Raw genomic sequence first — 23,491 nt, 5'->3', positions numbered from 1 at the left:
GGCTAACCAAATTAGAACCAACCTCACGCGAGAATCTGACATGTCCAATCCGTTTGTATTGCAAGCGTTCGGCGTCAAGAAGAGCTACCACAAGGACAAAATCGAAGTCCCTGTACTGCGTGGTGTGGATGTCAACATTACCGAAGGAGTCGTGACCGCTTTGGTAGGTCGAAGCGGTAGCGGCAAAAGCACTTTGATGCACTTGTTGGCAACACTGGATCAACCGGACGAAGGCGAAATTTATTTTCGCGGTCATCGCATCGACAATGCATCACGTGCCGAAAGAGATTCCTTTCGCAACAACGACATTGGAATCATCTTTCAGTTCTATCACTTGCTGCCAGAATTGTCGGCGTTGGAAAATGTGCTCGCGCCCATCATGATTCACAAATCGGCGTGGAGCTATTTCAAGACTCGCAAGGAAACGCGGCAGCGGGCCGAAGCCATGCTGGACCGCGTGGGACTGCTTCACCGAGCCACTCACAAGCCTTCCGAAATGAGTGGTGGCGAGATGCAACGCTGTGCCATCGCGCGTTCGCTGATGACCGACCCATCGCTGCTACTAGCCGACGAACCAACCGGCAACCTGGATACCGAAACAGGCCGTGATATTCTGAAACTGCTTCGCGAACTCAACGGCGACGACGGATTGACGATCGCCATGATCACTCACGACGACGCGATCGCTGAGCAAGCCGATCTGTGCTATCGCATGGATGACGGCGTGGTAAAATCAGCTAAACCCTCCATGCAGGTCGCATAAGTAGCCATCGCTCCGATGAAACTGTGTTCATCGATTTGTGTTGAGTGATTCGCTGAGGACTTCTCAGGTCACCGATCCATGAACATCGTTGTACTTCATTGCCATTTCGAGCGAGGTGGCGTTACGCAAGTCGTTGAAAATCACTTGCGTTTTCTCTGCGCGTGCGATGCCGTCAACCAAGTGCTGTTGATCTCAGGCAATCGCATCGGCGGCCTTTCGAATCAGACTCGGCAATCCGTGATGCACGTCGGCATCGATGCCATGGATTACGACTCCCTGGAAAAACCATCGGCCACGCTCGACCCGCGTGCCAGTTCTTTGGCGACTCAGATTGGCGACGCTTTGGCGTCACACCAATGTACTCCAGAGAACACCGTCCTGCATTGGCACAACCATAGCTTGGGAAAAAACGTCGCGGCCCCTGCTGCGATCGCTCGACTAGCGCATCGAGGCTGGCGATTCTTGCTACATGTGCACGACTTTGCCGAAGACAATCGGCCACAAAACTACTCGCACATCGTGCGTTCCAGTGCGGCTGATTCGGCTGCGGACGTGGACCGGTTCCTGTACCCGACCGCGGATCAGATTCACTATGCATCGCTAACGAAGACCGACCTGAGTGTATTTGCCAAATTGGGCGTACCCGAGCAGCAAATGCATTGCTTGCCCAACAGCGTCACGATGCCAGAACGTGAATTACCAGATCGCGAAACCGCATTAAAGAAAGTTCGCAACTCGCTCAATCTTCCCGAAGACGCACGATGGTGCCTGTACCCGGTGCGCGGCATTCGCCGAAAAAACGTCGGTGAGTTTCTACTGTTGTCCCGCTGGCTCCCCACGAACACGTTCGCGGGAATTACGCTACGCCCGACCACTCCGGTCGAAGCCAGGTCGTATCAAAGATGGAAAACCATCGCCGCCTGCGTGGCTCCGGGAGCGTTGTTCGACGTGGGGCACCAGGACAACTTGTCGTTCGCGGAAAATGTAGCCGCCAGCGACTACGTTCTGTCGCCCAGCGTGGCAGAAGGATTCGGAATGGTGTTCTTGGAACCGTGGCTGATGAACCGCTGCGTGGTGGCAAGAAACCTACCGACCGTGACGGCCGATTTTCGGGACGCGGGAATCGAATTCCCTGTCCTTTACGACTCCATCCCGATCCCCGGCGACAACGAGTGGATCGAAAGCTGCCACAAGGAATTCGACGCTGCAAGAACGGCAGCGTGGTCGTCGCTGGCTCCCTCATTCCGCCCCGGGTCAGTCGATTCAGCATCAAACACGGCCAGCGTCCCCGCCCACAGCGCAAGCGGCCAAAGGAACAACGACACGATTGATTTCGCCCGGCTGACTCCTTTGCGACAAACAGAAGTCCTTCAACGCCTGAGTGACGATCCGGGGTTTGAAAGAGCAGCACGGGAGCATTCCGCCGCACTGGTGGACTGCTTACAAACGCCAGCCGATTCAGATTTAGTCGCCCAAAATTCGCAACGGGTTCGTCAAATCTATTCGCCTGACTATCAAGGCCAGGTTCTGTTGTCGGCCTACCAGTCTGTCTTGGATTCACCTGAATCAAAGGTTGGCGATTTATCGGAAAACCACCCGTCCGCGATGGACTGCGTCAGCAGCACGCGACCGTTTTACCCGTGTCGGACAGAAGAATTCAACGATGCCTGAAGTAGAAAACCTCAGCCGCGCAGTACTCGACAATCGCCATCCGCTGTTGCCGATCGCGACCGAGATCGAACCGCGGCTGACGCAGCTCCCCGGTGTTCGCGCCGTGATTTTTGATGTGTATGGAACGCTGGTCGTCAGCGGGAGCGGCGACGTTGGTTCAGCCGACGAAAGCGAACCCACCGATCAAATCGGCGATGCCATGGCGGCGATCGGCGAACCGCGGCCTTCTGCAAAAGCTGGCGTCCTTGAATCCAAGCTTCGCGAGATCATCAAGCAAACCAATCAGTCACGCCTGAATGAACAGTGCCCCAAACCAGAAGTCGACATCGTCGCTATTTGGCGGGTGTTGCTAAATGAAATTGGCTTAACTGACCTGGCCAACAACACCAAAAAGGTCGTCCGCTTGGCGGCCGAATTTGAATCGCGAGCCAACCCAACGTGGCCGATGCCTTTCGCGATCGAACTGCTGGAGCAAATTGGCCGTTCCGATCTAGCGCTGGGCATTGTCAGCAATGCTCAGGAATTCACTTTATCACTAGTGGCGGATCTCCAGGATGCAACTAATGTGGAAAAAGATTTGGGCCGAATAGGATTTGATTTGAATCTGTGTCATTTTTCCAATCGGTACCGGCAATCCAAACCCGGGCCAAGGATGTTTGACGCTTTGAGCGATGGATTGAAACGACTGTCTATCCACCCTAACGAAACGATCTATGTTGGAAATGACATGCTAAACGACATTTATGCGGCAACTCAGGCAGGGCTTCGAACGGCGTGGTTTGTTGGTGACGCAAGAAGTTGCCGACCGCGTTCAGACGACCCGCGCTGCCAAGATCTGCAAGCGGATATCGTGACGACAGATTTGATGCAGTTGCTCTCGTGCCTGGCGATCAGTTAAAAGCTTGATCAAGGCGGCCAGACTTTTCATCTACGAAACCTCGATATCTACACCACCGATATCGCAACCACTGAGCACGCTATGGGCGTACAGATTGGATTTATCGGAACTCGATTCGCCGGCACCGATGGTGTTTCGCTTGAAAGCGCCAAATGGGCGCAAGTCCTTTGGGACCACCGCCACATCAGCCATTGGTACTCTGGGCTAAGCGACCGCGCCGAAGATACATCGATGGTGGTTCCTCACGCGTACTTTGGCCACCCAGACATCCAGTGGATCAACCGGCGGGCCTTTGGCACGCGCACACGGACGTCCGATGTCACCCAGCGAATCTACGCGTTGGCAGACTACCTAAAAGGTACGTTGTACGAATTCACGCGTCGGTACGACCTGGATTTGCTGATCGTTCAAAATGCGCTGTGCATACCGATGAACATTCCTTTGGGAATCGCGATCACTCACTTCATCGCCGAAACAGGTTTTCCAACGATCGCACACCACCACGACTTTTACTGGGAACGCGATCGGTTCAGTGTGTCGGCGGTGACCGACCTGCTGTGGATGTCTTTTCCACCGGCACTGTCGCAAATTCAAAACGTCACAATCAATTCGTTTGCCCAAGAAGACCTCGCACATCGACGCGGCGTTTCATCGATTCTGGTCCCCAACGTCCTGGATTTCGAAACGGAGCCTGACGAAGTGGATGAATACGCCCGTGGTTTTCGCAAAGCCATTGGCTTGGCCGACGACGACATTATGTTTTTGCAGCCGACCCGCATCGTTCCACGCAAAGGCATCGAACACGCGATCGCCCTGGTCGCTGCGTTAAAAGATGATCGCTGCAAGTTAGTGATTTCACACGCCAGCGGAGACGAAGGCAACGAGTATTTACTGGCGCTCAAAGAGCTAGCAGAAACGAGCGGAGTGAACTTAATTCTTTGCGACACACAGGTCGGCGACAAACGTGGACTGCAAGCAGACGGTTCCAAAATCTACACGCTGGCCGATGCCTATTCGCAAGCCGACTTTATCACGTACCCCAGTCTCTACGAAGGCTTTGGCAATGCATTGTTGGAAGCGTTTTACTATCGCAAACCGGTGCTGGTAAATCGCTACTCGATCTACGTCGCGGATATCGAACCCAAGGGTGCAAAGGTCATCGCAATGGATGGCTACCTCACAAAAGACGTCGTGGCAAAGGTGCAAAAGATCATCAACGATGAAAAGTACCGCGAAGAAATGGTCGACTTCAACTATGAAATCGGCAAAGCATTCTTCAGCTACAGCGTGCTACGTCGCAAACTGCGTGCCCTAGTCACCAACTTTACCGGGCAAGACAATCTTTAGGCGTCCGCTGTTAAGCTGCTCTCCCGAGTCAATCAACACACCAATCCGATCCACACCATGCCGATGATTGAACTGATAAAAAAGATCTACGGCCACGTGCCGGAAGATTTGCTAAACGGATTGAATGAACTTATCGACAATAGCCCCGACGCCGATTCGCCCAAAGAATTGTGGAACGAAAACGACGTCGTTCTCATCACGTACGCAGACCAAGTCCGAAGCAACGCGGGAACGGCGTTGGAAGCCCAGCAAGCGTTCTTGTTGGACTACGCTGTCGATGAAGTGATCAATTGTGTCCACTTGCTGCCATTTTGCCCGTACTCCAGCGACGATGGTTTTTCGGTAATTGACTATTTAGCGGTCGATCCCGATTCAGGTGACTGGAACGATATCGCTAACCTTGGCGACGTCTTTGGGCTCATGTTTGATTTGGTGTTGAACCATTGCTCCCAACATCATGAATGGTTCAAAGCGTATATCGCCGACGACCCTGACTACGCCAACTTCTTCATTGACCAAGACCCCAGCGTGGACCTCTCCAGCGTGACCAGGCCTCGGAGTTTGCCACTGCTGACTCCATTTGAATCGCCATCGGGCACCAAGCATGTCTGGACAACGTTTAGCGCTGACCAAGTGGACCTGAACTACGCGAATCCCAAAGTGATGCTGGAAATGATCCGCATCCTGGTCGAATACGCCAGAAAGGGATCGCGTATCATCCGGCTCGATGCGATCGCCTACTTGTGGAAGAAACCCGGAACCGATTGCATTCACCTTCCGCAAACACACGCCGCCGTGCAATTGATGCGTCAAGTGCTCGATCGTGTTGTTCCGGGAACATTGATTTTGACAGAAACCAACGTGCCGCATGCAGAGAACGTCAGCTACTTTGGCGACGGGCACAACGAAGCCCACATGGTCTATCAATTCAGTTTGCCACCGCTGCTGTTGGATGCCATTCACAGTGGCCAAACATCCGCAATCAAATCGTGGCTACAAACGCTGAAACCGCCGACTGACGAAACAACGTTCTTCAATTTCACTGCCTCGCACGATGGTATCGGCGTGCGACCGCTCGAAGGAATCGTTCCTGCCGAGCGAGTCCAGAAGCTAGCGGACGTCGTTCGCGCTCAGGGCGGACGCGTCAACACGCGGCGCAATGCCGATGGAACAGACAGCCCGTACGAATTAAACATCACATTCCTGGATGCAGTCGCTGACCGCGCGACCGTTTCCTCTGCTGAACACTCACGCCGTTTCTTGGCGACGCAAGCGATCATGCTGGCGATGCAAGGAGTTCCGGCTGTCTATTTCCATAGCTTGGTCGGTTCTCCCAACGATATCGAAGGCATGGAATCGTCCGGACAGAATCGCAGAATCAATCGACACAAATACCAACGCAGTGAACTGGCCGAAGCTCTTGCTAAGCCCGATTCGCTGCAACGACGTGTGTTCGATGGCTACCAACGACTCCTGGGCGAACGCTGCACCCAACCAGCATTTCATCCATCGGCGACTCAAACCGTGCTGGATTTGCCAGGCGATGGATTGCTGGGATTCGTTCGGGAATCGGCCGACGGAGAAAAGGTCGCCGTACTTGCCAACCTGACCGACCAACCTCGGCAAATTGATGCGGGCATCACCGAACTTCGCAACGACGTACTGGCGATGCAGGAGTTGGACGATGGGGCATCCATTCCAATGCGGCCATTCCAAGTTCGTTGGCTTACTGACTGATTCAAACGATCACTTGATCGTGGTCTCTTTGCCATCATCGCGCAAAAACGGCTTGCGAACTTGTTCGCCTTTTGCCGGCTTGCATTCTCGCACCCAGATGTTGCGAAAACGCACAGGGTTGCCATGGTCCTGCAACGCAATCGGACCTTTAAGGCCGTGCTTGTTGTACTGAGGCGGACGCGTGTACGGCGTGTCGCCTAGCAGTTCAAAGTGATTCAGGATCAGCACACCATTGTGCACCGCCGTGATGAACGCGGGCGACTGGAGCGACCCGTCGTCAAAGAATCGCGGCGCGGTCCAGAAGATGTCGTAGGTGTTCCATTGACCAGGTTTGCGCATCACATTGACGGCCGGCGGCGTTTGCTTGTAGATCGCGCCCGCCTGACCATCGTGATAGGTTTCGTTGTCGTACGAATCCAAAACCTGGATCTCGTATCGGCCCATCAAAAACACGCCGCTGTTGCCGCGTCCTTGACCGTTACCTTTGACAGGCATGGGAGCTGACCATTCGATGTGCACTTGGCAATCACCAAACTCTTCCTTGCTCTGGACCTTGCCTTTGCCGGTGACGATGCAATTGTCTTGGACCGACCACTTCTCTGCGCCTTCCCAAGACGACAAGTCTTTGCCATCGAAAAGCACAATGGCATCCGATGGCGGTTGATCATCTGTTTCGCCAGGCGTGACAATGGCAGGCGGTTCCCACTTGATGCCGTTAAGGTATTCTTCAGCTCTGGCCGCTGATGGCAGAATCAGTGACACGACCAGGGCAGTGCCTAAAAGCAATTGGGACTTGGGGCGGGACATCGATTGAGATCCTTTATCGAATTGGGTATTTGATTTGATCGTAGGATGATAATCCAACGAGGAAGAGAACGAAGCGACCAGCGCGAATAAATTAAGTGAACAAAATGAGCGAATCCGAACCGTCCGAACCAAAACCTGATCTCGCGTTGGTGCGAACCGCCTTGGCCAACGAACGAACTCTTTTGGCATACGGCCGCACTGCGCTGATGGTCAGTGGAACCGGCGTCTCGCTGTTTAAGTTTTTTGACGAAACGCTGATGATCCAATTTGCTGGCGGGGGTTTGTTTGCCTTGGGCCTAGCAGTCGGGCTGATTGGCTTGCTGCGATTCATGCGGCTCCACAAACGTCTGCACGACTAGTTTTCTCCCCCAGGCTTGATCCAGCCACGCAAGATGCACCGATTGAACGATCGATTACGAAAGCAACCAGTAGCAGAGCAGGGTGACAACAACCGCACCGATCAGGTTGAGCGCGAAGCCTTCGCGAGCCATCTCTTTGATCGTAATTTTGTCGCTGCTAAATACAATTGCGTTTGTCGGCGTTGCTACCGGCAGCATGAACGCGAACGAGCAACTGATGGTGGCGGGAATCATGATCAGTTTTGGATCCATATCCGCCGCCAGTGCTGTGGCGCCCAGAATCGGCAATAGCAACGTCGCGGTGGCAGTGTTGCTGGTGACTTCCGTCAAGAAAGTCACTGCTAAACAAATACCGGCGATCATCACGATCACAGGCACCGCCGACAAACCTGTAAGGGAACTGGCGATCGTTTCGCTCAGTCCTGATTCACGAAACGCGAGCGCGATTGCGATCCCGCCACCGTACAGAATCAACACACCCCAAGGAATCTTGGAAGCAGATTCCCAGGTCATCAACATTTCGCCTTTGCCATTGGGGATCAGGTGCATTGCAACAACCGCCAGTAGACCGACGCTGGCGTCATTTGCCCCCGGTATCCCCAGCCATTCACTCCAGCCGCCAAATGGTTCCTTGCGAGTCACCCACAACAGGGCCGTGACAGCAAACACCACAAGCGCGCGAATTTCTTCGGTGCGCCACTTTCCCACTTCAGGCAGTTGCAGGTCGGATTGTTTCTTCAAGTCACGCGTGAGCCACCAAGCCGTCAACGGCAGCATCGTCAACACGATCGGCAACGTCCATTTCATCCACTGAGCAAACGTGGGTTCTTCGCCGCCCGCTTTGACGTAGTTGTCAAAAAACAACAAGTTCGGTGGGGTGCCAATCGGTGTCGCGGTACCACCGATGCTGGCCGCATACGCAATGCCCAGCAAGAGACAAACGTGAAGCCGTCGGTCGGTGGACTTTTCGACGACCGCCGCCACGATCGGCAATAACATCAGCGCCGTCGCAGTATTGGAAATCCACATGCTCAGAAACGCCGACGCCGCCATGAATCCAAACACCAACCGGCGGCCGCCACCCCTACCACCGAAAAGCGTCACCATGTTCAGAGCCAGCCGGCGATGTGCACCACTGCGCTGCATCGCGGTTGAGATCATGAACCCGCCCATCATCAGCAAAACCAGCTTGTCCCCGTAGGCACTGCCGACTTGCTTCGAATCTAACACGCCAGCGACAGGGAATACGGCCAGTGGAATCAGACTAGTAGCTGGAATGGGGATCGGTTCAAAAATCCACCAAACGGCACACAGACAAATGACACCGGCAGTCCAAGCAACATCGGCCGAGTGCCCCGCAAAATAAAGGGCCAACCCAACTGTGGCAGCAAACAAGGGGCCGACCAAGAGCGCGAACGTTCGCCAGAAATGGGAAGCCGCGGGCGGAACAGGTTCTTGCCCCGACGCATCAGGCGGCGAACTTGGCTGAAACGGATTCGCCGACCCTGAGTCTGGATTGCCATTTTTAGGCATCAGGTTTTTCGCCGTAGAGGGGAAGTAAGAGCTACGCGTTGGATCCGTAGGGCCGCGTGCTGATGACGCCTTCGGTGGGACTACTTGCGGTGCCGTAGAGTCGCCGAGGTATGCGGCCAGCCAAATAAGCAGCGCGGCCCGCAATTGTGGCATGTTTCATCGCCGTCGCCATCCTGACAGGATCACGTGCATGAGCGATCGCCGTATTGAGCAACACGCCGTCCGCACCCAGTTCAAACGCTTCGCTAACATCACTCGCCGTGCCCACGCCAGCGTCGACAATGATCGGGTAGTCAGCATCGTCCTCTTTGAGATACTCGAAAATAATTCGTAAATTGTTGGGATTCAACAAACCTTGCCCGCTACCAATCGGGCTACCTGCGGGCATGACACTCGCTGCGCCGGCGGCCTTCAATCGTCTCGCTGTAATGGGACAATCACTGGTGTAGCAGAGTACTTTGAATCCTTCGGCCGCAAGTTCTGCGCAGGCAGTGACGGTTTCGACGGGATCGGGCAGCAGAGTCTTGCTGTCGCCTAAGACTTCCAGCTTGACCCAGTCCGAGCCCGCATTGCCCAGTGTCCTTAAGATTTCGCGTCCTAATTTGGCAGCGCGAATTGCATCTTTGGCCGTGTAACATCCTGCCGTATTGGGCAGCAACGTGTAACGATCCAGGTCAATAAAATCCAGGATATTTTGACCGTTGCGATCATAAAGACGCTCGCGCCGAACAGCGACCGTAACGCAATCACTCCCCGATGCATCCAGCGAATCACGCATCTGCTGCATCGTGTCGTAACGCCCTGTGCCAACGATCAGTCGACTGGCAAGCGTGTGCCCACCGACGACAAGTGGCTTGTCATCGGCGGTGGATTCGGTTGGCGTGACGGAAGAGGACAACGATCGCTCACAGATAAGAACTTCTAATTTTTCAACGAATGCCAATCGCGATGACTAGCCACCACCAACCAGCGTGACAAGCTCGATCTCATCTCCGTCATTGACCATCGTGACCGTGTACTCTTCACGTGGTACGACATCCGCGTTGACTTCGACAGCCAAGTAGTTTGGCGGGACTTCAACGCTGTCCAACAATTGCTCGACCGTCATCGACGATGCGATCTGGACTGGCTTGCCGTTGACGGTGACTTGAATCATGGATCACTCGGTGGCTTCATCGAAGGCGGCATCAAAGGCAATGTTGCTGGGCGAGAAATCCAGTTTCTTGGTGAACTCGCATGCTTCGCGAGCACCGAATGTTCTTTCCATTCCGCTGTCTTCCCATTCGATCGAAAGCGGGCCTTGATACTCGATCACGTTTAACGCACGGATAATTTCCTCGAAATTAACTCCACCGCGCCCTGGACTGCGGAAATCCCAACCGCGTCGCGGATCGCCAAAATTCAAGTGACTGGCGTTGATTCCCGAGCGCCCGTCAAGTGTCACGATCGCGTCTTTGATGTGGACATGGTAGATCCGATCGGGAAACGCGCGAATGAATTCGACGGGATCGATTCCCTGCCAAATCAAGTGACTCGGGTCAAAGTTAAAACCAAACTCTGGTCGATGATCCAGTGCTTCCAAAGCACGCTGCGCCGTATGGATGTCAAACGCGATTTCAGTGGGGTGAACTTCAAGAGCAAAGCGAACGCCGCACTCGCCAAACACGTCCAAAATCGGGTTGAAGCGATCCGCCAATAACTGGAACCCGTCGTCGATCATGCTGGGTGGGACAGGTGGAAACGAGTACAGCAAGTGCCAAATGCTGCTACCGGTGAATCCATTAACGACGCCGACACCGAACTTTTGAGCCGCACGAGCTGTGTTCATCAATTCTTCAGCGGCACGCTCATTCACGCCCGCTGGATCGCCATCGCCCCAGATGTAATCAGGCAGTATCGCTTGGTGACGTTCGTCGATGTTGTCCAACACGGCTTGGCCAGCCAAGTGGGCACTGATCGCGTGGCACTGCAGTCCAGCATCGTCCAATAGTTGACGCTTGTTGTCACAGTAATCGTCTTCAGCGATGGCTCGATCCACTTCGAAGTGATCGCCCCAGCAGGCAAGTTCGATTCCGTCGTATCCAAAGTCGGCCGTCATGCGTGCCATTTCGGCGATCGGCAAATCGGCCCACTGACCGGTGAACAGGGTGACGGGACGTGCCATGAAGGACTCCGGGCAAATGATGCGGCAAGAAACGTAAAAACACTGAGCTATTGTGCTTTTTTGCCAGTCGATCTGCAACCAAGGGACGGCCTGTTTCGCCTCAGAGAAGCTGAATTGTCGCTTTCTGTAGACAGATCGCCGTCGAGCGTGCGTTTTCGAGCCGCGCATCACGGCTGCTGTCCCTAACAGCAGCTTCCCAAAGCACTGTCGCCGGTTTCCAAAAACAACTTGGCGCCTAGAGATTCAAAGCCACCGGAGATTAGGCAAGCGACTGAAACGCCAAGCGTCGACTTTGAGCCGACAGATTGTCGCGAAGTTGGTCGGCGGCGATTTTTGCTGCATCCATTTCCGCCTGCCATTCTAGCTGCTGCAAACGAAACTGGCGTTCGCGAAGATCTTGTCGGGCCATGGCCGCATTCAAACTGGCTTCGCGGGCGTCCAAACCGTTGGCCCAAGTCTGAAGCCGACGAATCAACTCAGCCGCATGCAATTGCAACCAGTCCGTTCGGTCATGAGCCGCCCGGCCGCTAAGTGAGTCGGCGCTGGCGACGCGATGCCCACCATCCACTCGAATGGAAGCCCCTGCCCCCGAACCATCTGTCCTGACCGCAGCACTTCCAACGGCCTGCGAACCGACCGGCCGAGGCCCACCCAGGCTGGCTGGGGCATTCGTAGGTGCCCCTGTTGAAGTGGACTCGATCGGCGATGTCGCTGCTGGTGATTTCTTTGACTTGGCAACGGCCGCTGCTATACGCCGGACCTGCTGCGCCGAACCAACATTCAACCCGCCAATCGCTGGCGAGTCGATGCGATTGATCAACGGCTGAGAGTCGGAAACCGGCATTTTTCCAGCAAGGTGATTTCAGGGAAGTGACAGGCGGTTGCTGGCCAACGGAAAGCCAGCAAAGTTTTCGTTCGGACGGCCCGACGCGGCGATAGTTTGGACGGCGTTTTTTTGTTCACTCGGTGGTAATTGCGTCGTTGGCAATACAGATACTTTTCTATCGACTAAGTTGATCTCTGAACTGCAAGTTTCGGTTCTTTGGCGGTACGATGAACTGTGAAACTTGACCGTTTGCAACGACTATGTCACTCGTTCGCGTCCACAATTGAACACGTCGATTCGCCACGACGTGATTTAACTCCAAAACATCCACCGAGAGAGGAATCCAAAATGCCTCGTTTGATTGTCCTACTGTGCGTTCTGATTCTTTCCGCGTCCTGTTTTTCGCCGCGAAATACATTCGCACAGGAATCGGAAACAGCAACGAAACCAACCATCATCGATCGGCAAAAGCTGATTGACCAAGCGGCATTGCGTGGCATTGCTTTTCTCAAGAATCGCGGCCAAGCGCCGGATGGTTCGTTCAGCAGCGAAACCGGTGTCGCGGTGACGGCTTTGTGTGTTCGCGCGATGCTGGAACACCAACCCAAATCAGTCGACACACCGGCGATTCAAAAAGCTCTGAAATTCATCGAAACAAAAATGCAGGGCGACGGTGGAATCTATAACAACGGTTCACTGTATCGGAACTACGAAACCTCGGTCGCAGTCGGCGCGTTGATCAAAGCGAACAAGGACGGTCGTTTCAGTAGTGCGCTAAAACGATCCGAAGCGTTTTTGAAAGAAATTCAGTGGGACGAGGGCGAAGGAATCGAAACATCGGACACGGCTTTTGGCGGCAGTGGTTACGGCAAACACAAACGCCCCGATTTGTCCAACACCGCCTTTACTGTTGAAGCTCTCAAGGAACTCGGAAACGACGCAGATGACGAATCGATTCAAAAAGCTCTGAAGTTCGTTCTGCGAGCTCAGAATCTGGAGGGCCAAGGAAACGACACCGAGCACGCAAAGAAAGTCGGCGACGGAGGATTTTATTACACCCCCGCAGCCGGCGGATCCAGCCAAGCGGGCCAAGATGATGGTGGCGGATTGCGAAGCTACGGATCGATGACGTATGCCGGATTAAAAAGCATGATCTATGCTGGGCTCACGGCGGACGATCCGCGTGTTCAGGCAGCAATGACATTCATCCAAAAAAACTACTCCCTCGAAGACAACCCTGGCATGGGCAAAGCAGGGCTGTACTACTACTACCACACGTTTGCCAAAGCATTCGACGCAGCCAAGGTCGAAGTCCTCGATGACAGCGAAGGCAATCCGCATCCTTGGCGCGATGAATTGACGCTGCATTTGATCTCCCAGCAACAATCCGACGGAGCTTGGGTCAATCAGGGCAGCGACCGATGGATGGAAGGCGATCGACAACTGGTCACTGCCTATGCACTGCTGGCACTAATACACTGCCGTTAGCCGATGGAGTAGACTGAGAGCCGCGCGAAGATGAATCTTCGCGCGATTCTGGTTTCGATCCCTTGCCCCGCTACGGTGAAAGTGATGTTTCTACAACGGTCACTTGTTTGTATTGCAACAATTGTTTTCTTCAACGCCCAAACGCGAGCTGCAGATCCCCCCAAGGAAGAAGCGGACCAGCCATCCGTGTGGGTGACTTCGATTGCGCAAATCGGCACGTCGGAGCAATTCGTTGCGTCAACCGCCAATGGATTGCTACTTCGCGAATCAACGGTGACATCGTTCGACGCCAGCGATCCTACCAAACTGTCGCCGCTCTACACGCATCCCGCAGCGGCGTGGTGCGTCGATTCGACGGACGACGGCCAGACCATTGCCAGCGTCGATTACCGCGGCAACTTGGTGATCTACGACGTCGCTTCCAAAAAACCCACTACGCATGAAAAAGCATTCGAGCGTTGGTGCCAAGCGTTGTTGATCTCGCCGGACAACCAATTAGTCGTTGCGGGCAACGAAGCCGGCAAGTTGATGACTTGGGACATCCAAGCTGCCAAGGTTGGAAAGTCCATCGAACTGGACGAGCACGCGATTACCGGGTTGGCGTTTTCATCGGACAAAAAACTGCTAGCGGCCAGCGATGGTGCGGGCCATGTCCACTTGCTGAAGTGGCCCAGCCTGGAAGAAGCCGGCAAGATCGAAGTTAGCAAAGAAACGGTCTGGTGTGTCGCGTTTGCCGACAACGACCAATCGTTGATTTGCGGCAGCAGCGACCGAAACCTCTACCGCTGCGATGCGAAAGCCGATGCAAAACCAGAGACCATCGCCAAAGGCAAGGACTGGATCACCCGCATTGCGATTTCGCACAATGGCCAAGTGGCCGCATCGGAAGTTGGCGGGCGTCTGCACTTTCCATCCGCCGGAGGAACGGTATCGATGGATGCCAAAAGCGGTGTATGGGCACTGTGCTGGAACGGAGATCAGCAGCTGATTGCAGGCACTCGAAAACACGGACTGATCACTGCCGGCCAGTCCTGGAAGTGGACGGAACCGAAGAAGCCCGAGCCAAAGAAACCCGAGGGAAAAGCCGAACAGAAAAAGCCGGCAGCAGACGAGCCAGCAAAGGACAGCACGCCGGAAACCAAAACGGACGACAAAAAGAAAGCCGCTGCCAAGCCTGGCAAAGAACAGCCGGCAGGCAAGTCCTCTGATGCCAAGACAACTGGCGGCAAAGAGAAGGATGCTGAAAAAGAGGACGCCGAAAAGAAAAACGCTGACAAAGAGGCCCCCGCCAAGTGAGCGATGTGCCGGTCGAAGACAAGGCCACCAACCCGACACCACAGCGTCCGTTGGAGTACGTCGTTCGATGCGGGGCCATGCGAACGTTGGGCGTGATGGCGGCTCGAGAAGAGTTTCGCTATCGCGATGAGGTCGTGGTACGGAGCGATCGTGGCACCGAAATTGGCACCATACTGTGCGAAGCCACGCCGACTGCTTTGCAAGAAATGGAGGAACCCACGCAGGGCAAAATCCTTCGCCGCCTGAGCGATGACGACCAGACGCAGTGGGAACACATGCAGGCCCAAGTCAGCGACGACATCGTGGCTTGCCAAAAACACATCGACAAATTGCATTTGCAGATGGAACTTGTCGACATCGAACGAATCTTGGGCGGCGAACGAATGGTCGTCTTTTACTTGGCCGAACAACGAGTCGATTTTCGTCAGCTAGTTCGGGATCTGGCAGGCGAGTTCCAGACGCGGATCGAAATGCGTCACATCGGCGTCCGCGACGAAGCAAAATTGCTGGCCGACTACGGCGATTGTGGCCAGCCGATCTGCTGTGCAACGTTTTTAAGCAAAATGCCGCCTGTGTCCATGAAAATGGCCAAACTGCAGAAAGCGACGCTGGATCCAACCAAAATCTCGGGCCGTTGTGGTCGACTAAAATGCTGTTTACGTTACGAGTTCGACACCTACCAAGAATTGGCGTCAGAATTGCCGACTGTTGGTAGCGAGATTCTGACTCGCGACGGTGCCGCCAAAGTTTTGGGACACGATATTTTGTCCCAGCAGTTGATGATTAAGACTGACGATCACCGCCGCATTTTGATTCACGCCACCGATGTTGTGCAGGTGACAAAGTTAGCGGTTGAACCGACGCAAAAGCGACGGCGCGGGCCGGACCGCTCGGGCGAAAAGAAATAGAAATTCAAACGTGGACTCCAAAATGACTTCGCCCTTGCAAGCGATCAATAAGCTGTTGGACGAAGACACTCGATACAAATTCGAGGCCTATCAGTTTATTCGCGAAGCCCTCCAGTTCGCCCACGAAAACATGGACCTGCCTGAACAGGAGCCTGACGTTGAAGGCGACGTTCCGTTCGGCCAACCGCACCCCAAACACGTCACCGGCCAGCAGCTCTGTCACGCGTGTCGCAAATATGCGCTGGATCAATTCGGCTACCTTGCTCGGATGGTACTGGCCAAATGGGGTATCGAATCGACCGGTGACTTCGGCGAATTGGTTTACAATTTAATTCGGATTGAACAGATGCGAAAAAGTGAAACCGACCGCCGCGAGGACTTTGACGATGTCTACGATTTTGAAGAAGCGTTTGAGCCCAAGTTCGACTTCACACCACGATCTAACGACTAGGGCAGCTCGGCGCCGCTGCCGACGAACCACGGTCACTACCGGGTTCCTGCTCCTGCCTTTGCTTTGCTGCGGAACCTTGCGTGCTCAAGTTCCAGTCGTCGCTGAACCCAACGCCACTGATCCGGTCGTCGCTGAATCGGTCGTCCCTGAGCAGACCTCTGCAACTGCACCTTCCGCATCGAAGGACTCAGCAGACAACACCACGGCAGCAAGCACGGCGGGCGCCGACCGCCCCAAACCTGTCGAACAAGCTCGCAAATCATACTTGGGCCGCGTCTTGGCCAAACCGATGTCGCACTTGGGAGCCCCCTGGCTGATTCGCAAGAATCGCGATGAAGAAGAGCGTGCGTCGGAATCATTCAAGCAGCTGCTACTGACCGAGGGCATGGTGGTTTGCGACATGGGCTGCGGAAATGGCTACTGGACGTTGCCAATGGCCCGCGATGTCGGCAAAACGGGACGTGTCCTGGCGGTCGATATCCAGAGGGAAATGCTTCAGAAATTACGCGCCCGCGCTGCAAAACTGAAACTAAAGAATATCGAACCGATCTTAGGCGACGTCGACAATCCAAATTTGCCCCGAGGCGAAATCGATCTCTTGTTAATGGTGGACGTCTACCACGAATTTTCGCACCCCGAATCAATGCTTTGGGAGATTCGCAACTCGCTTTCGCCCAAAGGAGTCGTGGCCCTGCTGGAATACCGTGAAGAAGACCCCAAAGTGCCCATCAAACCGCTTCACAAGATGTCCAAGTCGCAGGTGATGAAGGAGTACGAAGCCAACGGCATGAAACTTGTCCGCGAATACAACCAGCTTCCGTGGCAGCACTTGATGTTCTTCGCCCGTGATGACAGCCCGCTAGAAAAAATCGTGCCCATGCCGGCCACGGAAGTGCTTGAGGCGCTCAAGGCGAAGTAACTTGCGGTAAACTCTGCGGAACTCGAAATGATTTTCCGCCGTCTTTCCCACCGCAAAGTTGCCCGCCATGAATCCAACAGTCCGCATCCAGCTGTCGATCATGATGTTCCTGGAGTTCTTCGTCTGGGGAGCCTGGTACGTCACAGCCCCCAACTTTCTAGGAACGATCGGATTCCAAGCAGGGGATATCGGCAACACGTATTCAGTCGGCCCAATCGCTGGATTGCTAACACCACTGTTGGTTGGCCTGATTGCCGATCGATTCTTTTCGGCACAAAAAGTCCTTGGCATTTTGCACCTTCTGGGAGGCGGCATCATCCTGGCAGCGATCACTGTCATGAAAGGTGATTCGCCGTCGCCGTCGCTACTTAACTGGGGATTTTTTCTCGGCTACATGCTGACGTACTACCCCACGCTCGCCCTGACAAATACGATCGCCATGAAGAACATGACGAATCCAGAGAAGCAGTTCCCTGGGATTCGGGTGCTGGGCACGATCGGTTGGATTGCAGCGGGTTTTGCATTAACGCTGACCGGATTTGAAACCACCGTTGGGATGTTTTACTTAGCGGCGGGATCAGCGATCGTTCTTGGCCTGTTCAGCTTTACGCTCCCCGACACACCGCCAATCCAAAGCGACGAGAAGGTGACCGCGCGACAGCTACTTGGGCTGGATGCATTTTCGCTACTCAAGGACCGATCGTATCTGGTGTTCATCGCGGCATCGATGCTGATTTGCATCCCGCTGGCGTTTTACTACCAAATCGCCAGCCGAGTGGTCGAATTGACCGAACTACCCATCGGTCTGACGATGTCATTTGGGCAAATCTCCGAAATCGTTTTCATGCTTCTCATGCCGCTGTTCTTTAAGCGATTGGGCGTGAAGTGGATGATTGCCGTCGGGATGCTCGCTTGGGTCGTCCGCTATGCACTTTTCGCAATTGGTGCACCTTCGGAAATCCGCTGGATGATCATTTTGGGCGTTCTACTCCACGGTATCTGCTACGACTTCTTTTTCGTGACAGGTCAAATCTATACCGACCAGAAAGCACCGGAATCGGTCAGAGCTCAGGCTCAAGGATTGTTGGTCATGCTGACGCTTGGCTTGGGCATGATGATCGGTGCTCAGGTCGCAGGACGCGTCGAAGCCGCACATACAACTGACGCCGCAAAAGCACTGAACGAGCAAGTCGTTGAAAAGACACAAGAGATCGATGACGCGACGGAGGCGGGAGCCAGAGAAGCAGAACTGGCCAACCTGGCCGACGAGAAAAATGCGTTGCGACACAGCGAGTTGCAAGCGATCGAGTGGAAGCAATTGTGGGCTATACCAGCGTTCTTTGCATTGGCCGTTTTGATCGGCTTTGTTCTGTTCTTCAACGACCGCACGAAACCTGCGGACAACGAAACGGAATCGGGCGAAGCAATTTCCGACAGTCTATAACACTCGGACCAATCGCCCTCCCCACAGCCCGCCGTCACAACAGAAACCGAGGATTTCGGTTGGTGGTCGGCGCACAAAAAAACCGGTCGACATAATCCCAAAGGATCTGTCGACCGGCTATATCGGATGCTTCGATCAGTCGGCGGCAAAATGGAGCCGCTGGGAGAAACGCGTGAACCTGAGCGTGCTACTGCACAAGCCGTTAAGTGATTCAGGCGAACCCTAAAAATGATCCCTCTGCCGAAATGGAAGACCGAAGCTGTGTGGGACTTATTCAATCCCACCGTCCAATTTTAGACACCCGGAGGCGTACAGCAAGATAGGTCGGCTGCTGACTCGGCCGCAATGCAGTTTCTTTTCGCGATTTGTTGCCATTTCAGCACAAAACAAAATCAAAAATTGATCTTGCCAGCCAGACGCTTCGTCAAACCGCGTTGCACAATCCACACGCCCGCGAAAGATCTCTAAGCCCGCGAAAGGAACTCGCCGGTACGCGTATCGATTTTCAGCTTCTCGCCGTCCTTAATGTACTCGGGCACTTGAACGACTAGACCGGTTTCCATCGTCGCCGGCTTGGTTCGCGAAGTCGCCGAATTGCCTTTGACGCCCGGATCGCACTGTGTGATCGTCAGCTCCACCGACGTTGGCACATCCAGCCCTACGCAACCATCGTTGTAAATCAACGCCCGCATGCCTTCGAGGCCTTCGGTGATATAGGGGAGCTGCTCTTCAACATCCTCCAACGGTAATTCAAACTGTTGGTAGTCTTCTTGGTCCATCAAAAAGATGTGCGTCGGATCGGTATACATCATCTGAACGTTGCGACGCTGAAAATCAGCTTCGTCGATCGGATCGGTCCCCTTCATCGTGATGTCGATCTTGTTTCGCGTGACGACGTTCCTGGCACGAAACTTATAAAGCGTCGCGGCACCACGTGCGGAAGGCGAATGCACACTGATTTTTTCGATCAGCACCGGATTGCCTTCGTACACGACCACAATACCGGTTTTGATTTCCTTCGCTTGCATCGAATGAACTCCCTCTAAGTAAGAACTAAAAAATCTGTTTTATCGCCATAGCCAATGACGAAAACCTTGGACGACCTGCTCGTGCCCTGAAATCCCCTGCCAAAGCAATAAGCAGATCAGCGCGCCGGCCGCCATCAACATCATGAAACCATGCCGCCGTTCGGGGGACGGCAGTTTGCTTACCTCATCGCGAAATCCCGCCAGTAACTGGCTCCAGATCCGAAGCGGAATGCCCGGTTCAAAAGCCAGCACCTGGGCATGATCGGCATCGCGGAAGCCATCCAAGCGAAAGTGAATTCCCATCGCTGGCAAATGAACGCGGTGCCCATCGATCGCGACTGCGCTGGGATCAATTCGTTGGGCGGCAGCCAACAGCGGTTGATACAGTTCTTCGGGGGAACGCCCATACGCGACCAAGCGTGGCGCGGATGTCAGCGCAACAAGCGAAACAATCAGCCCATAAAAAATCAGCAGGGCAACCCAAACCAACGGCCCAAAAACGGTCGCGGCTGCATTGGGAAAGAAAAGCTCTGCCGGGCCGATGGCAAACAAGCCAGACACTGCGACACCTAGTGCAGCAATGTCACGCCCACCGGTGGTTACCAACGCGTGCCCCAGCATCCGGACGGTGCCCAGGATCAGCAAGTAGCCGATCAAAGGCAGCAGCGCGAGCATGATGGAAAAGGGATCGATGAACATTGTGATTGATCAAATAGGTTTAGGACTTTTCGCTGCGACCAGTCCGATCGGTCGCGTTTCCCTGTGCCGCATCCGAAGCAGGATGGGCGGCATGATCATCGGGAACGACCATGGCCGATACGATCGCAATCAATTGCTGCCCAGGCTTTGGCAGCAAGGGTTGGTCAACGGTATCAAACTCCAGGCTTCCGTCTTCGTCGATCGTGCATAGCAACGTGGCACTGTTGCCATAATTCTCCAGAAAATCTTCGTGAGTGAACTCTTCGGTCAGGGGCGTCGTTTTGAACCGAGCCCCGGCGGCGTGTAGATCGCGTAGTTCGGAAAAGGTGTTCGTTTTGCCAAACAGTTCGCGCCCCATCAGATTCTTTGTCATCCCACGGCGGTGGTGCGTATTCTCTTGGTTAAACGACAATTGGTAAACCTGAGAACGCTCAAAAAGGTGCGTACATTCGCGGACAGCAAGCGAGTTGACTTCATCATTGGGCGTCATCGCCAGCAATCGTCCGATGCCGCTGAGCGGCAGTTCTTCGACGACATGTTCGTTCAAAATATTGGCACAAGAGGCTTCGATTCCGTCAACGCGAGCTTTGGAGATTTTGTTGTAGTTGGTGTCGACCAACAGCACGCTGATCTTGGCCTTGACCAATTCTTTGGCAAAGTCACGCACCCAAGCATCCGCACCAGCAATCAAGACTCCGTTGGTCGATGTATCAGCCAGCCCTAGGACCTTTGCCAGCGCCGTCGCGGACAGGCCGTAGATGGCAACCGTCGCGACAATTACCAGGAAAGTAACATTGGCCAATTGATCGGCACCGGGAATATCAATGTGGGCGGCATGGCTTTCCATTTTCAGTGCAAACACACTGCTGACGGCGGCGGCCACGATCCCACGTGGTGCCAAGCCCGCGACAAAGGACTTTTCCTGCCGGTTTAAGGCTGATCCAGCTAAGGACGCAAAGACCGAAACCGGACGAACGATCAAAACCAGGATCACGACGAATAAAACACCCGGCATGCCGATGGCCATGATGTCATCGATGTTCACTCGCGAACCGAGCACGATGAATAAGACACCGATCAGCAGCGTTCGCAGATTCTCTTTGAATTCGACAATGTGTTCGATGTCCAAACCGCGTTGGTTGGTTAGCCAAAGCCCTAGAATGGTGACCGTGATCAACCCTGACTCGTGCGCAAAATGATTGCTGATCGCAAATAGCAGCAGACCGATCGCCAATGCCGCGACGCCTTGCAACTGATCGGGGACCCAGAATTTCTTAAACGAAAACCCTAGTGCCACGCCACCAATTCCGCCCAGCAGGACTCCAATCGCGGCAGTCTCTAGCAGTGTCAACAGGATGCCACCGACGGACGCATCTTGAGCGTTGAGCATCAAGTGTTCGAACACGAGCACTGCCAGGATCGCGCCAATCGGATCGATCACAATGCCTTCCCACTTCAGCGTCGACGCCACTCGTCGACTTGGCCGAACCTGCCGTAGCAAGGGGCCAATCACAGTGGGGCCTGTCACGGTCAGGATGCCACCGAGCAAGAATGCTAGACGCCAATCAAATCCAAGGGTGTAGTTGGCTGCAATGGCGGCCAATACAAACGTGATCGCGGCGCCGATCGTGCACAGACGCAGGGCTGCGCTGCCGGCTTCGCGCAGCTCGGTCAGTTTCAGCGAAAGGCCGCCTTCGAACATAATGACGGCGACTGAGAGCGACACCAACGGAAACAGCAAATTGGGGCCTGCTTGTTCGTTTCCGCCGGTCAACAGCGTCAAGTATTCGTCAACTTGAACAAACTGCCCCAGGATCACCCCAAAGACCAACAGCAGCAGGATGCCAGGCAAATTGGTTCGCCAAGCGATCCACTGTGCTGCCACTCCCAAAGCAGGTACGAGTGCAAGATAAAGTAGGAGATCCATAGGGCATGATCGTTCGATCGGCGGGGTACGAAACCGCAGCAACGGGTGCGAAACCGAGACACCAGGGTGCGATTGTGTGGGCACAGCGTAAGCCAAAGGGTGGTTTCCTTGGAAGCTGAGGGACAACCGACACAACCCGCAATTCCGTCACGCCGATAGCAGACTTGTCCGGTGATCTGGATCGCATTTCTCAACCACAGTGTGCAGGAAGACCTAGCCTTTAGCTGCGAAAGCCCGCCAACGGGCATGGTTCTAGCATGGGGGATGTGACGAATCAATCTTTTCAAGAGACTACAAACTTGCCCATCGCTGATTCTATCGATACTGCTAAGCCTGCTGGACGCGTCTGCGAAAATGCGACCCCAAACGACTGCTGCATCGAACTGGTTTCCCAGCCAGCCGAAGATAACGTGGTGTCGCGCGTCAACGAAACGCTCGACCTAGCCGACGCCGCACTGCAGGCCGCCAGTGCATCGGAGTTGCTCGCGGGAGCTTCAGAGCAGGCTGCCCATAACAATCAAGCGGACGCAGCCTATGAACTGACGATCATGGTGCCGGTTTTCAACGAACGAGAAACGTTGCCAAAGGTACTTGAGCGTATCGACGAAGTCATGCCGCCGCGAACGCAAGTCATCGTCATTGACGATGGCAGCACGGATGGCACCAGCCAATGGCTACAGAGTTTGCCCAAGCGGACGGAACGCACCGTTATTTGTCGACGAATGAATCGCGGCAAAGGTTCGGCGGTACGATTGGCTATCCGCCATAGCCAAGGCCGTGTTGTCGCGATCCAAGACGCCGACCTGGAATACGATCCCATTGATCTACTCAAGGTAGTTCAGCCTGTTCTCCAAGGTGATGCAGACGTGGTCTACGGATCGCGTTACTTGGGCGAAATCAGCGACCCTTCGTTGCTTCACCGTTTCGGAAATTGGGCACTCACGACGCTCAGCAACCGCCTGACCGGCCTGAAGTTGACCGATATGGAAACTTGCCACAAGGCTTTTCGCGGCGAATTGATTCGCAGTATCCCGCTGCGTGAATGTCGCTTCGGATTTGAACCGGAGATCACGGCCAAAGTAGCCGTTCGCGGCGCAAGCGTAAAAGAAGTTGCCACCAACTATCAATGTCGCAGCTACGACGAGGGCAAAAAGATTGGTTGGCGCGATGGCGTATCCGCACTGGCCTGCATGTGGCGTTACCGATCCAGATAAGAATCGATCTGG

At 54.4% G+C, this 23,491-nt stretch carries 22 protein-coding genes; 13 read left to right on the top strand and 9 right to left on the bottom strand.

Annotation, left to right across the window (positions count from 1 at the left end; genetic code table 11):
• Positions 1 to 40 precede the first annotated feature (40 nt).
• The 5 genes from K239x_RS23015 (at position 41) to K239x_RS22995 (ending at position 6,416) form a co-directional block, all read left to right on the top strand.
• Positions 41 to 763, top strand: a complete 723-nt coding sequence (locus tag K239x_RS23015; RefSeq protein WP_145420699.1) for an ABC transporter ATP-binding protein — start codon at positions 41 to 43, stop codon at positions 761 to 763.
• Between the two features lie 78 nt (positions 764 to 841).
• Positions 842 to 2,434, top strand: a complete 1,593-nt coding sequence (locus K239x_RS23010) for a glycosyltransferase family protein (RefSeq protein WP_145420698.1) — start codon at positions 842 to 844, stop codon at positions 2,432 to 2,434.
• Entirely contained in the window at positions 2,427 to 3,332 is a 906-nt protein-coding gene (locus K239x_RS23005; protein WP_145420697.1) for an HAD family hydrolase, read from the top strand. Before K239x_RS23010 ends, K239x_RS23005 begins: the two co-directional genes overlap by 8 nt.
• 81 nt (positions 3,333 to 3,413) lie before the next feature.
• Positions 3,414 to 4,679: a glycosyltransferase family 4 protein gene (locus K239x_RS23000; protein WP_145420696.1), complete on the top strand. Its 1,266-nt coding sequence runs from the start codon at positions 3,414 to 3,416 to the stop codon at positions 4,677 to 4,679.
• A gap of 57 nt (positions 4,680 to 4,736) precedes the next feature.
• The gene (locus tag K239x_RS22995) at positions 4,737 to 6,416 is read left to right on the top strand and encodes a sugar phosphorylase (RefSeq protein ID WP_145420695.1); all 1,680 of its coding nucleotides are present in this window, start codon (positions 4,737 to 4,739) and stop codon (positions 6,414 to 6,416) included.
• Positions 6,417 to 6,425: 9 nt separating this feature from the next.
• On the opposite strand, the gene K239x_RS22990 is transcribed toward K239x_RS22995, so the two are convergent.
• The gene (locus K239x_RS22990; RefSeq protein ID WP_145420694.1) at positions 6,426 to 7,223 is read right to left on the bottom strand and encodes a 3-keto-disaccharide hydrolase; all 798 of its coding nucleotides are present in this window, start codon (positions 7,221 to 7,223) and stop codon (positions 6,426 to 6,428) included.
• 104 nt (positions 7,224 to 7,327) lie between these two features.
• Here K239x_RS22990 and K239x_RS22985 point away from each other — a divergent pair, with 104 nt between their 5' ends.
• Entirely contained in the window at positions 7,328 to 7,582 is a 255-nt protein-coding gene (locus tag K239x_RS22985) for a DUF202 domain-containing protein (RefSeq protein WP_145420693.1), read from the top strand.
• A 54-nt stretch (positions 7,583 to 7,636) separates the two neighbouring features.
• On the opposite strand, the gene K239x_RS22980 is transcribed toward K239x_RS22985, so the two are convergent.
• From K239x_RS22980 to K239x_RS22960, 5 genes are all read right to left on the bottom strand, one after another.
• Positions 7,637 to 9,115, bottom strand: coding sequence for an SLC13 family permease (locus K239x_RS22980; protein WP_145420692.1), 1,479 nt, complete (start codon positions 9,113 to 9,115; stop codon positions 7,637 to 7,639).
• A 31-nt stretch (positions 9,116 to 9,146) separates the two neighbouring features.
• Positions 9,147 to 10,013: a thiazole synthase gene (locus tag K239x_RS22975; protein ID WP_145420691.1), complete on the bottom strand. Its 867-nt coding sequence runs from the start codon at positions 10,011 to 10,013 to the stop codon at positions 9,147 to 9,149.
• 54 nt (positions 10,014 to 10,067) lie between these two features.
• Positions 10,068 to 10,271: a sulfur carrier protein ThiS gene (gene thiS / locus K239x_RS22970; protein WP_145420690.1), complete on the bottom strand. Its 204-nt coding sequence runs from the start codon at positions 10,269 to 10,271 to the stop codon at positions 10,068 to 10,070.
• Positions 10,272 to 10,274: 3 nt separating this feature from the next.
• Positions 10,275 to 11,279, bottom strand: a complete 1,005-nt coding sequence (locus K239x_RS22965) for a sugar phosphate isomerase/epimerase family protein (protein ID WP_145420689.1) — start codon at positions 11,277 to 11,279, stop codon at positions 10,275 to 10,277.
• Between the two features lie 259 nt (positions 11,280 to 11,538).
• Positions 11,539 to 12,123: a hypothetical protein gene (locus K239x_RS22960; RefSeq protein ID WP_145420688.1), complete on the bottom strand. Its 585-nt coding sequence runs from the start codon at positions 12,121 to 12,123 to the stop codon at positions 11,539 to 11,541.
• Between the two features lie 330 nt (positions 12,124 to 12,453).
• Here K239x_RS22960 and K239x_RS22955 point away from each other — a divergent pair, with 330 nt between their 5' ends.
• The 6 genes from K239x_RS22955 (at position 12,454) to K239x_RS22930 (ending at position 18,611) form a co-directional block, all read left to right on the top strand.
• Positions 12,454 to 13,593, top strand: a complete 1,140-nt coding sequence (locus K239x_RS22955) for a prenyltransferase/squalene oxidase repeat-containing protein (RefSeq protein ID WP_145420687.1) — start codon at positions 12,454 to 12,456, stop codon at positions 13,591 to 13,593.
• 84 nt (positions 13,594 to 13,677) lie between these two features.
• The gene (locus K239x_RS22950) at positions 13,678 to 14,889 is read left to right on the top strand and encodes a WD40 repeat domain-containing protein (protein WP_419189300.1); all 1,212 of its coding nucleotides are present in this window, start codon (positions 13,678 to 13,680) and stop codon (positions 14,887 to 14,889) included.
• On the top strand, positions 14,886 to 15,797 hold the full coding sequence (locus tag K239x_RS22945) for a PSP1 domain-containing protein (protein WP_419189299.1): 912 nt from the start codon (positions 14,886 to 14,888) through the stop codon (positions 15,795 to 15,797). The genes K239x_RS22950 and K239x_RS22945 overlap by 4 nt, the downstream gene beginning before the upstream one ends.
• A 22-nt stretch (positions 15,798 to 15,819) precedes the next feature.
• Positions 15,820 to 16,248, top strand: a complete 429-nt coding sequence (locus tag K239x_RS22940; protein WP_145420685.1) for a Minf_1886 family protein — start codon at positions 15,820 to 15,822, stop codon at positions 16,246 to 16,248.
• 76 nt (positions 16,249 to 16,324) lie between these two features.
• Entirely contained in the window at positions 16,325 to 17,167 is an 843-nt protein-coding gene (locus tag K239x_RS22935; protein WP_419189298.1) for a class I SAM-dependent methyltransferase, read from the top strand.
• A 67-nt stretch (positions 17,168 to 17,234) separates the two neighbouring features.
• A complete protein-coding gene (locus K239x_RS22930) occupies positions 17,235 to 18,611 on the top strand; it encodes an MFS transporter (RefSeq protein WP_145420683.1) in 1,377 nt (458 codons plus the stop codon).
• 464 nt (positions 18,612 to 19,075) lie between these two features.
• On the opposite strand, the gene K239x_RS22925 is transcribed toward K239x_RS22930, so the two are convergent.
• The 3 genes from K239x_RS22925 to K239x_RS22915 are packed head-to-tail and all read right to left on the bottom strand — an operon-like array spanning position 19,076 to position 22,265.
• Entirely contained in the window at positions 19,076 to 19,639 is a 564-nt protein-coding gene (locus K239x_RS22925) for an elongation factor P (protein WP_145420682.1), read from the bottom strand.
• A 39-nt stretch (positions 19,640 to 19,678) separates the two neighbouring features.
• A complete protein-coding gene (locus K239x_RS22920; protein WP_145420681.1) occupies positions 19,679 to 20,338 on the bottom strand; it encodes a hypothetical protein in 660 nt (219 codons plus the stop codon).
• A 19-nt stretch (positions 20,339 to 20,357) separates the two neighbouring features.
• Positions 20,358 to 22,265, bottom strand: coding sequence for a cation:proton antiporter (locus K239x_RS22915; protein WP_145420680.1), 1,908 nt, complete (start codon positions 22,263 to 22,265; stop codon positions 20,358 to 20,360).
• A 299-nt stretch (positions 22,266 to 22,564) separates the two neighbouring features.
• On the opposite strand from K239x_RS22915, the gene K239x_RS22910 reads away from it, so the two are divergent.
• Positions 22,565 to 23,479: a glycosyltransferase family 2 protein gene (locus K239x_RS22910; protein WP_419189297.1), complete on the top strand. Its 915-nt coding sequence runs from the start codon at positions 22,565 to 22,567 to the stop codon at positions 23,477 to 23,479.
• The last annotated feature ends 12 nt before the right edge of the window (positions 23,480 to 23,491 follow it).

The sequence above is a fragment of the Stieleria marina genome, assembly GCA_007741555.1.
Lineage (GTDB): Bacteria > Planctomycetota > Planctomycetia > Pirellulales > Pirellulaceae > K23-9.
Note: the sequence above shows the minus strand (reverse complement) of the source record. Positions and strands in the feature narration are given on the sequence as shown.

Bases quoted from the DNA above. Each gene is read 5' to 3' on its own strand.
- K239x_RS22965 (WP_145420689.1), bottom strand. From the start codon at position 11,279: ATGGCACGTCCCGTCACCCTGTTCACCGGTCAGTGGGCCGATTTGCCG.
- K239x_RS22915 (WP_145420680.1), bottom strand. From the start codon at position 22,265: ATGGATCTCCTACTTTATCTTGCACTCGTACCTGCTTTGGGAGTGGCA.
- K239x_RS22925 (WP_145420682.1), bottom strand. From the start codon at position 19,639: ATGCAAGCGAAGGAAATCAAAACCGGTATTGTGGTCGTGTACGAAGGC.
- K239x_RS23015 (WP_145420699.1), top strand. From the start codon at position 41: ATGTCCAATCCGTTTGTATTGCAAGCGTTCGGCGTCAAGAAGAGCTAC.
- K239x_RS22985 (WP_145420693.1), top strand. From the start codon at position 7,328: ATGAGCGAATCCGAACCGTCCGAACCAAAACCTGATCTCGCGTTGGTG.
- K239x_RS22955 (WP_145420687.1), top strand. From the start codon at position 12,454: ATGCCTCGTTTGATTGTCCTACTGTGCGTTCTGATTCTTTCCGCGTCC.
- K239x_RS22920 (WP_145420681.1), bottom strand. From the start codon at position 20,338: ATGTTCATCGATCCCTTTTCCATCATGCTCGCGCTGCTGCCTTTGATC.
- K239x_RS23010 (WP_145420698.1), top strand. From the start codon at position 842: ATGAACATCGTTGTACTTCATTGCCATTTCGAGCGAGGTGGCGTTACG.
- K239x_RS22950 (WP_419189300.1), top strand. From the start codon at position 13,678: ATGTTTCTACAACGGTCACTTGTTTGTATTGCAACAATTGTTTTCTTC.
- K239x_RS22990 (WP_145420694.1), bottom strand. From the start codon at position 7,223: ATGTCCCGCCCCAAGTCCCAATTGCTTTTAGGCACTGCCCTGGTCGTG.
- K239x_RS23005 (WP_145420697.1), top strand. From the start codon at position 2,427: ATGCCTGAAGTAGAAAACCTCAGCCGCGCAGTACTCGACAATCGCCAT.
- K239x_RS22930 (WP_145420683.1), top strand. From the start codon at position 17,235: ATGAATCCAACAGTCCGCATCCAGCTGTCGATCATGATGTTCCTGGAG.
- K239x_RS23000 (WP_145420696.1), top strand. From the start codon at position 3,414: ATGGGCGTACAGATTGGATTTATCGGAACTCGATTCGCCGGCACCGAT.
- thiS (WP_145420690.1), bottom strand. From the start codon at position 10,271: ATGATTCAAGTCACCGTCAACGGCAAGCCAGTCCAGATCGCATCGTCG.
- K239x_RS22995 (WP_145420695.1), top strand. From the start codon at position 4,737: ATGCCGATGATTGAACTGATAAAAAAGATCTACGGCCACGTGCCGGAA.
- K239x_RS22940 (WP_145420685.1), top strand. From the start codon at position 15,820: ATGACTTCGCCCTTGCAAGCGATCAATAAGCTGTTGGACGAAGACACT.
- K239x_RS22980 (WP_145420692.1), bottom strand. From the start codon at position 9,115: ATGCCTAAAAATGGCAATCCAGACTCAGGGTCGGCGAATCCGTTTCAG.
- K239x_RS22960 (WP_145420688.1), bottom strand. From the start codon at position 12,123: ATGCCGGTTTCCGACTCTCAGCCGTTGATCAATCGCATCGACTCGCCA.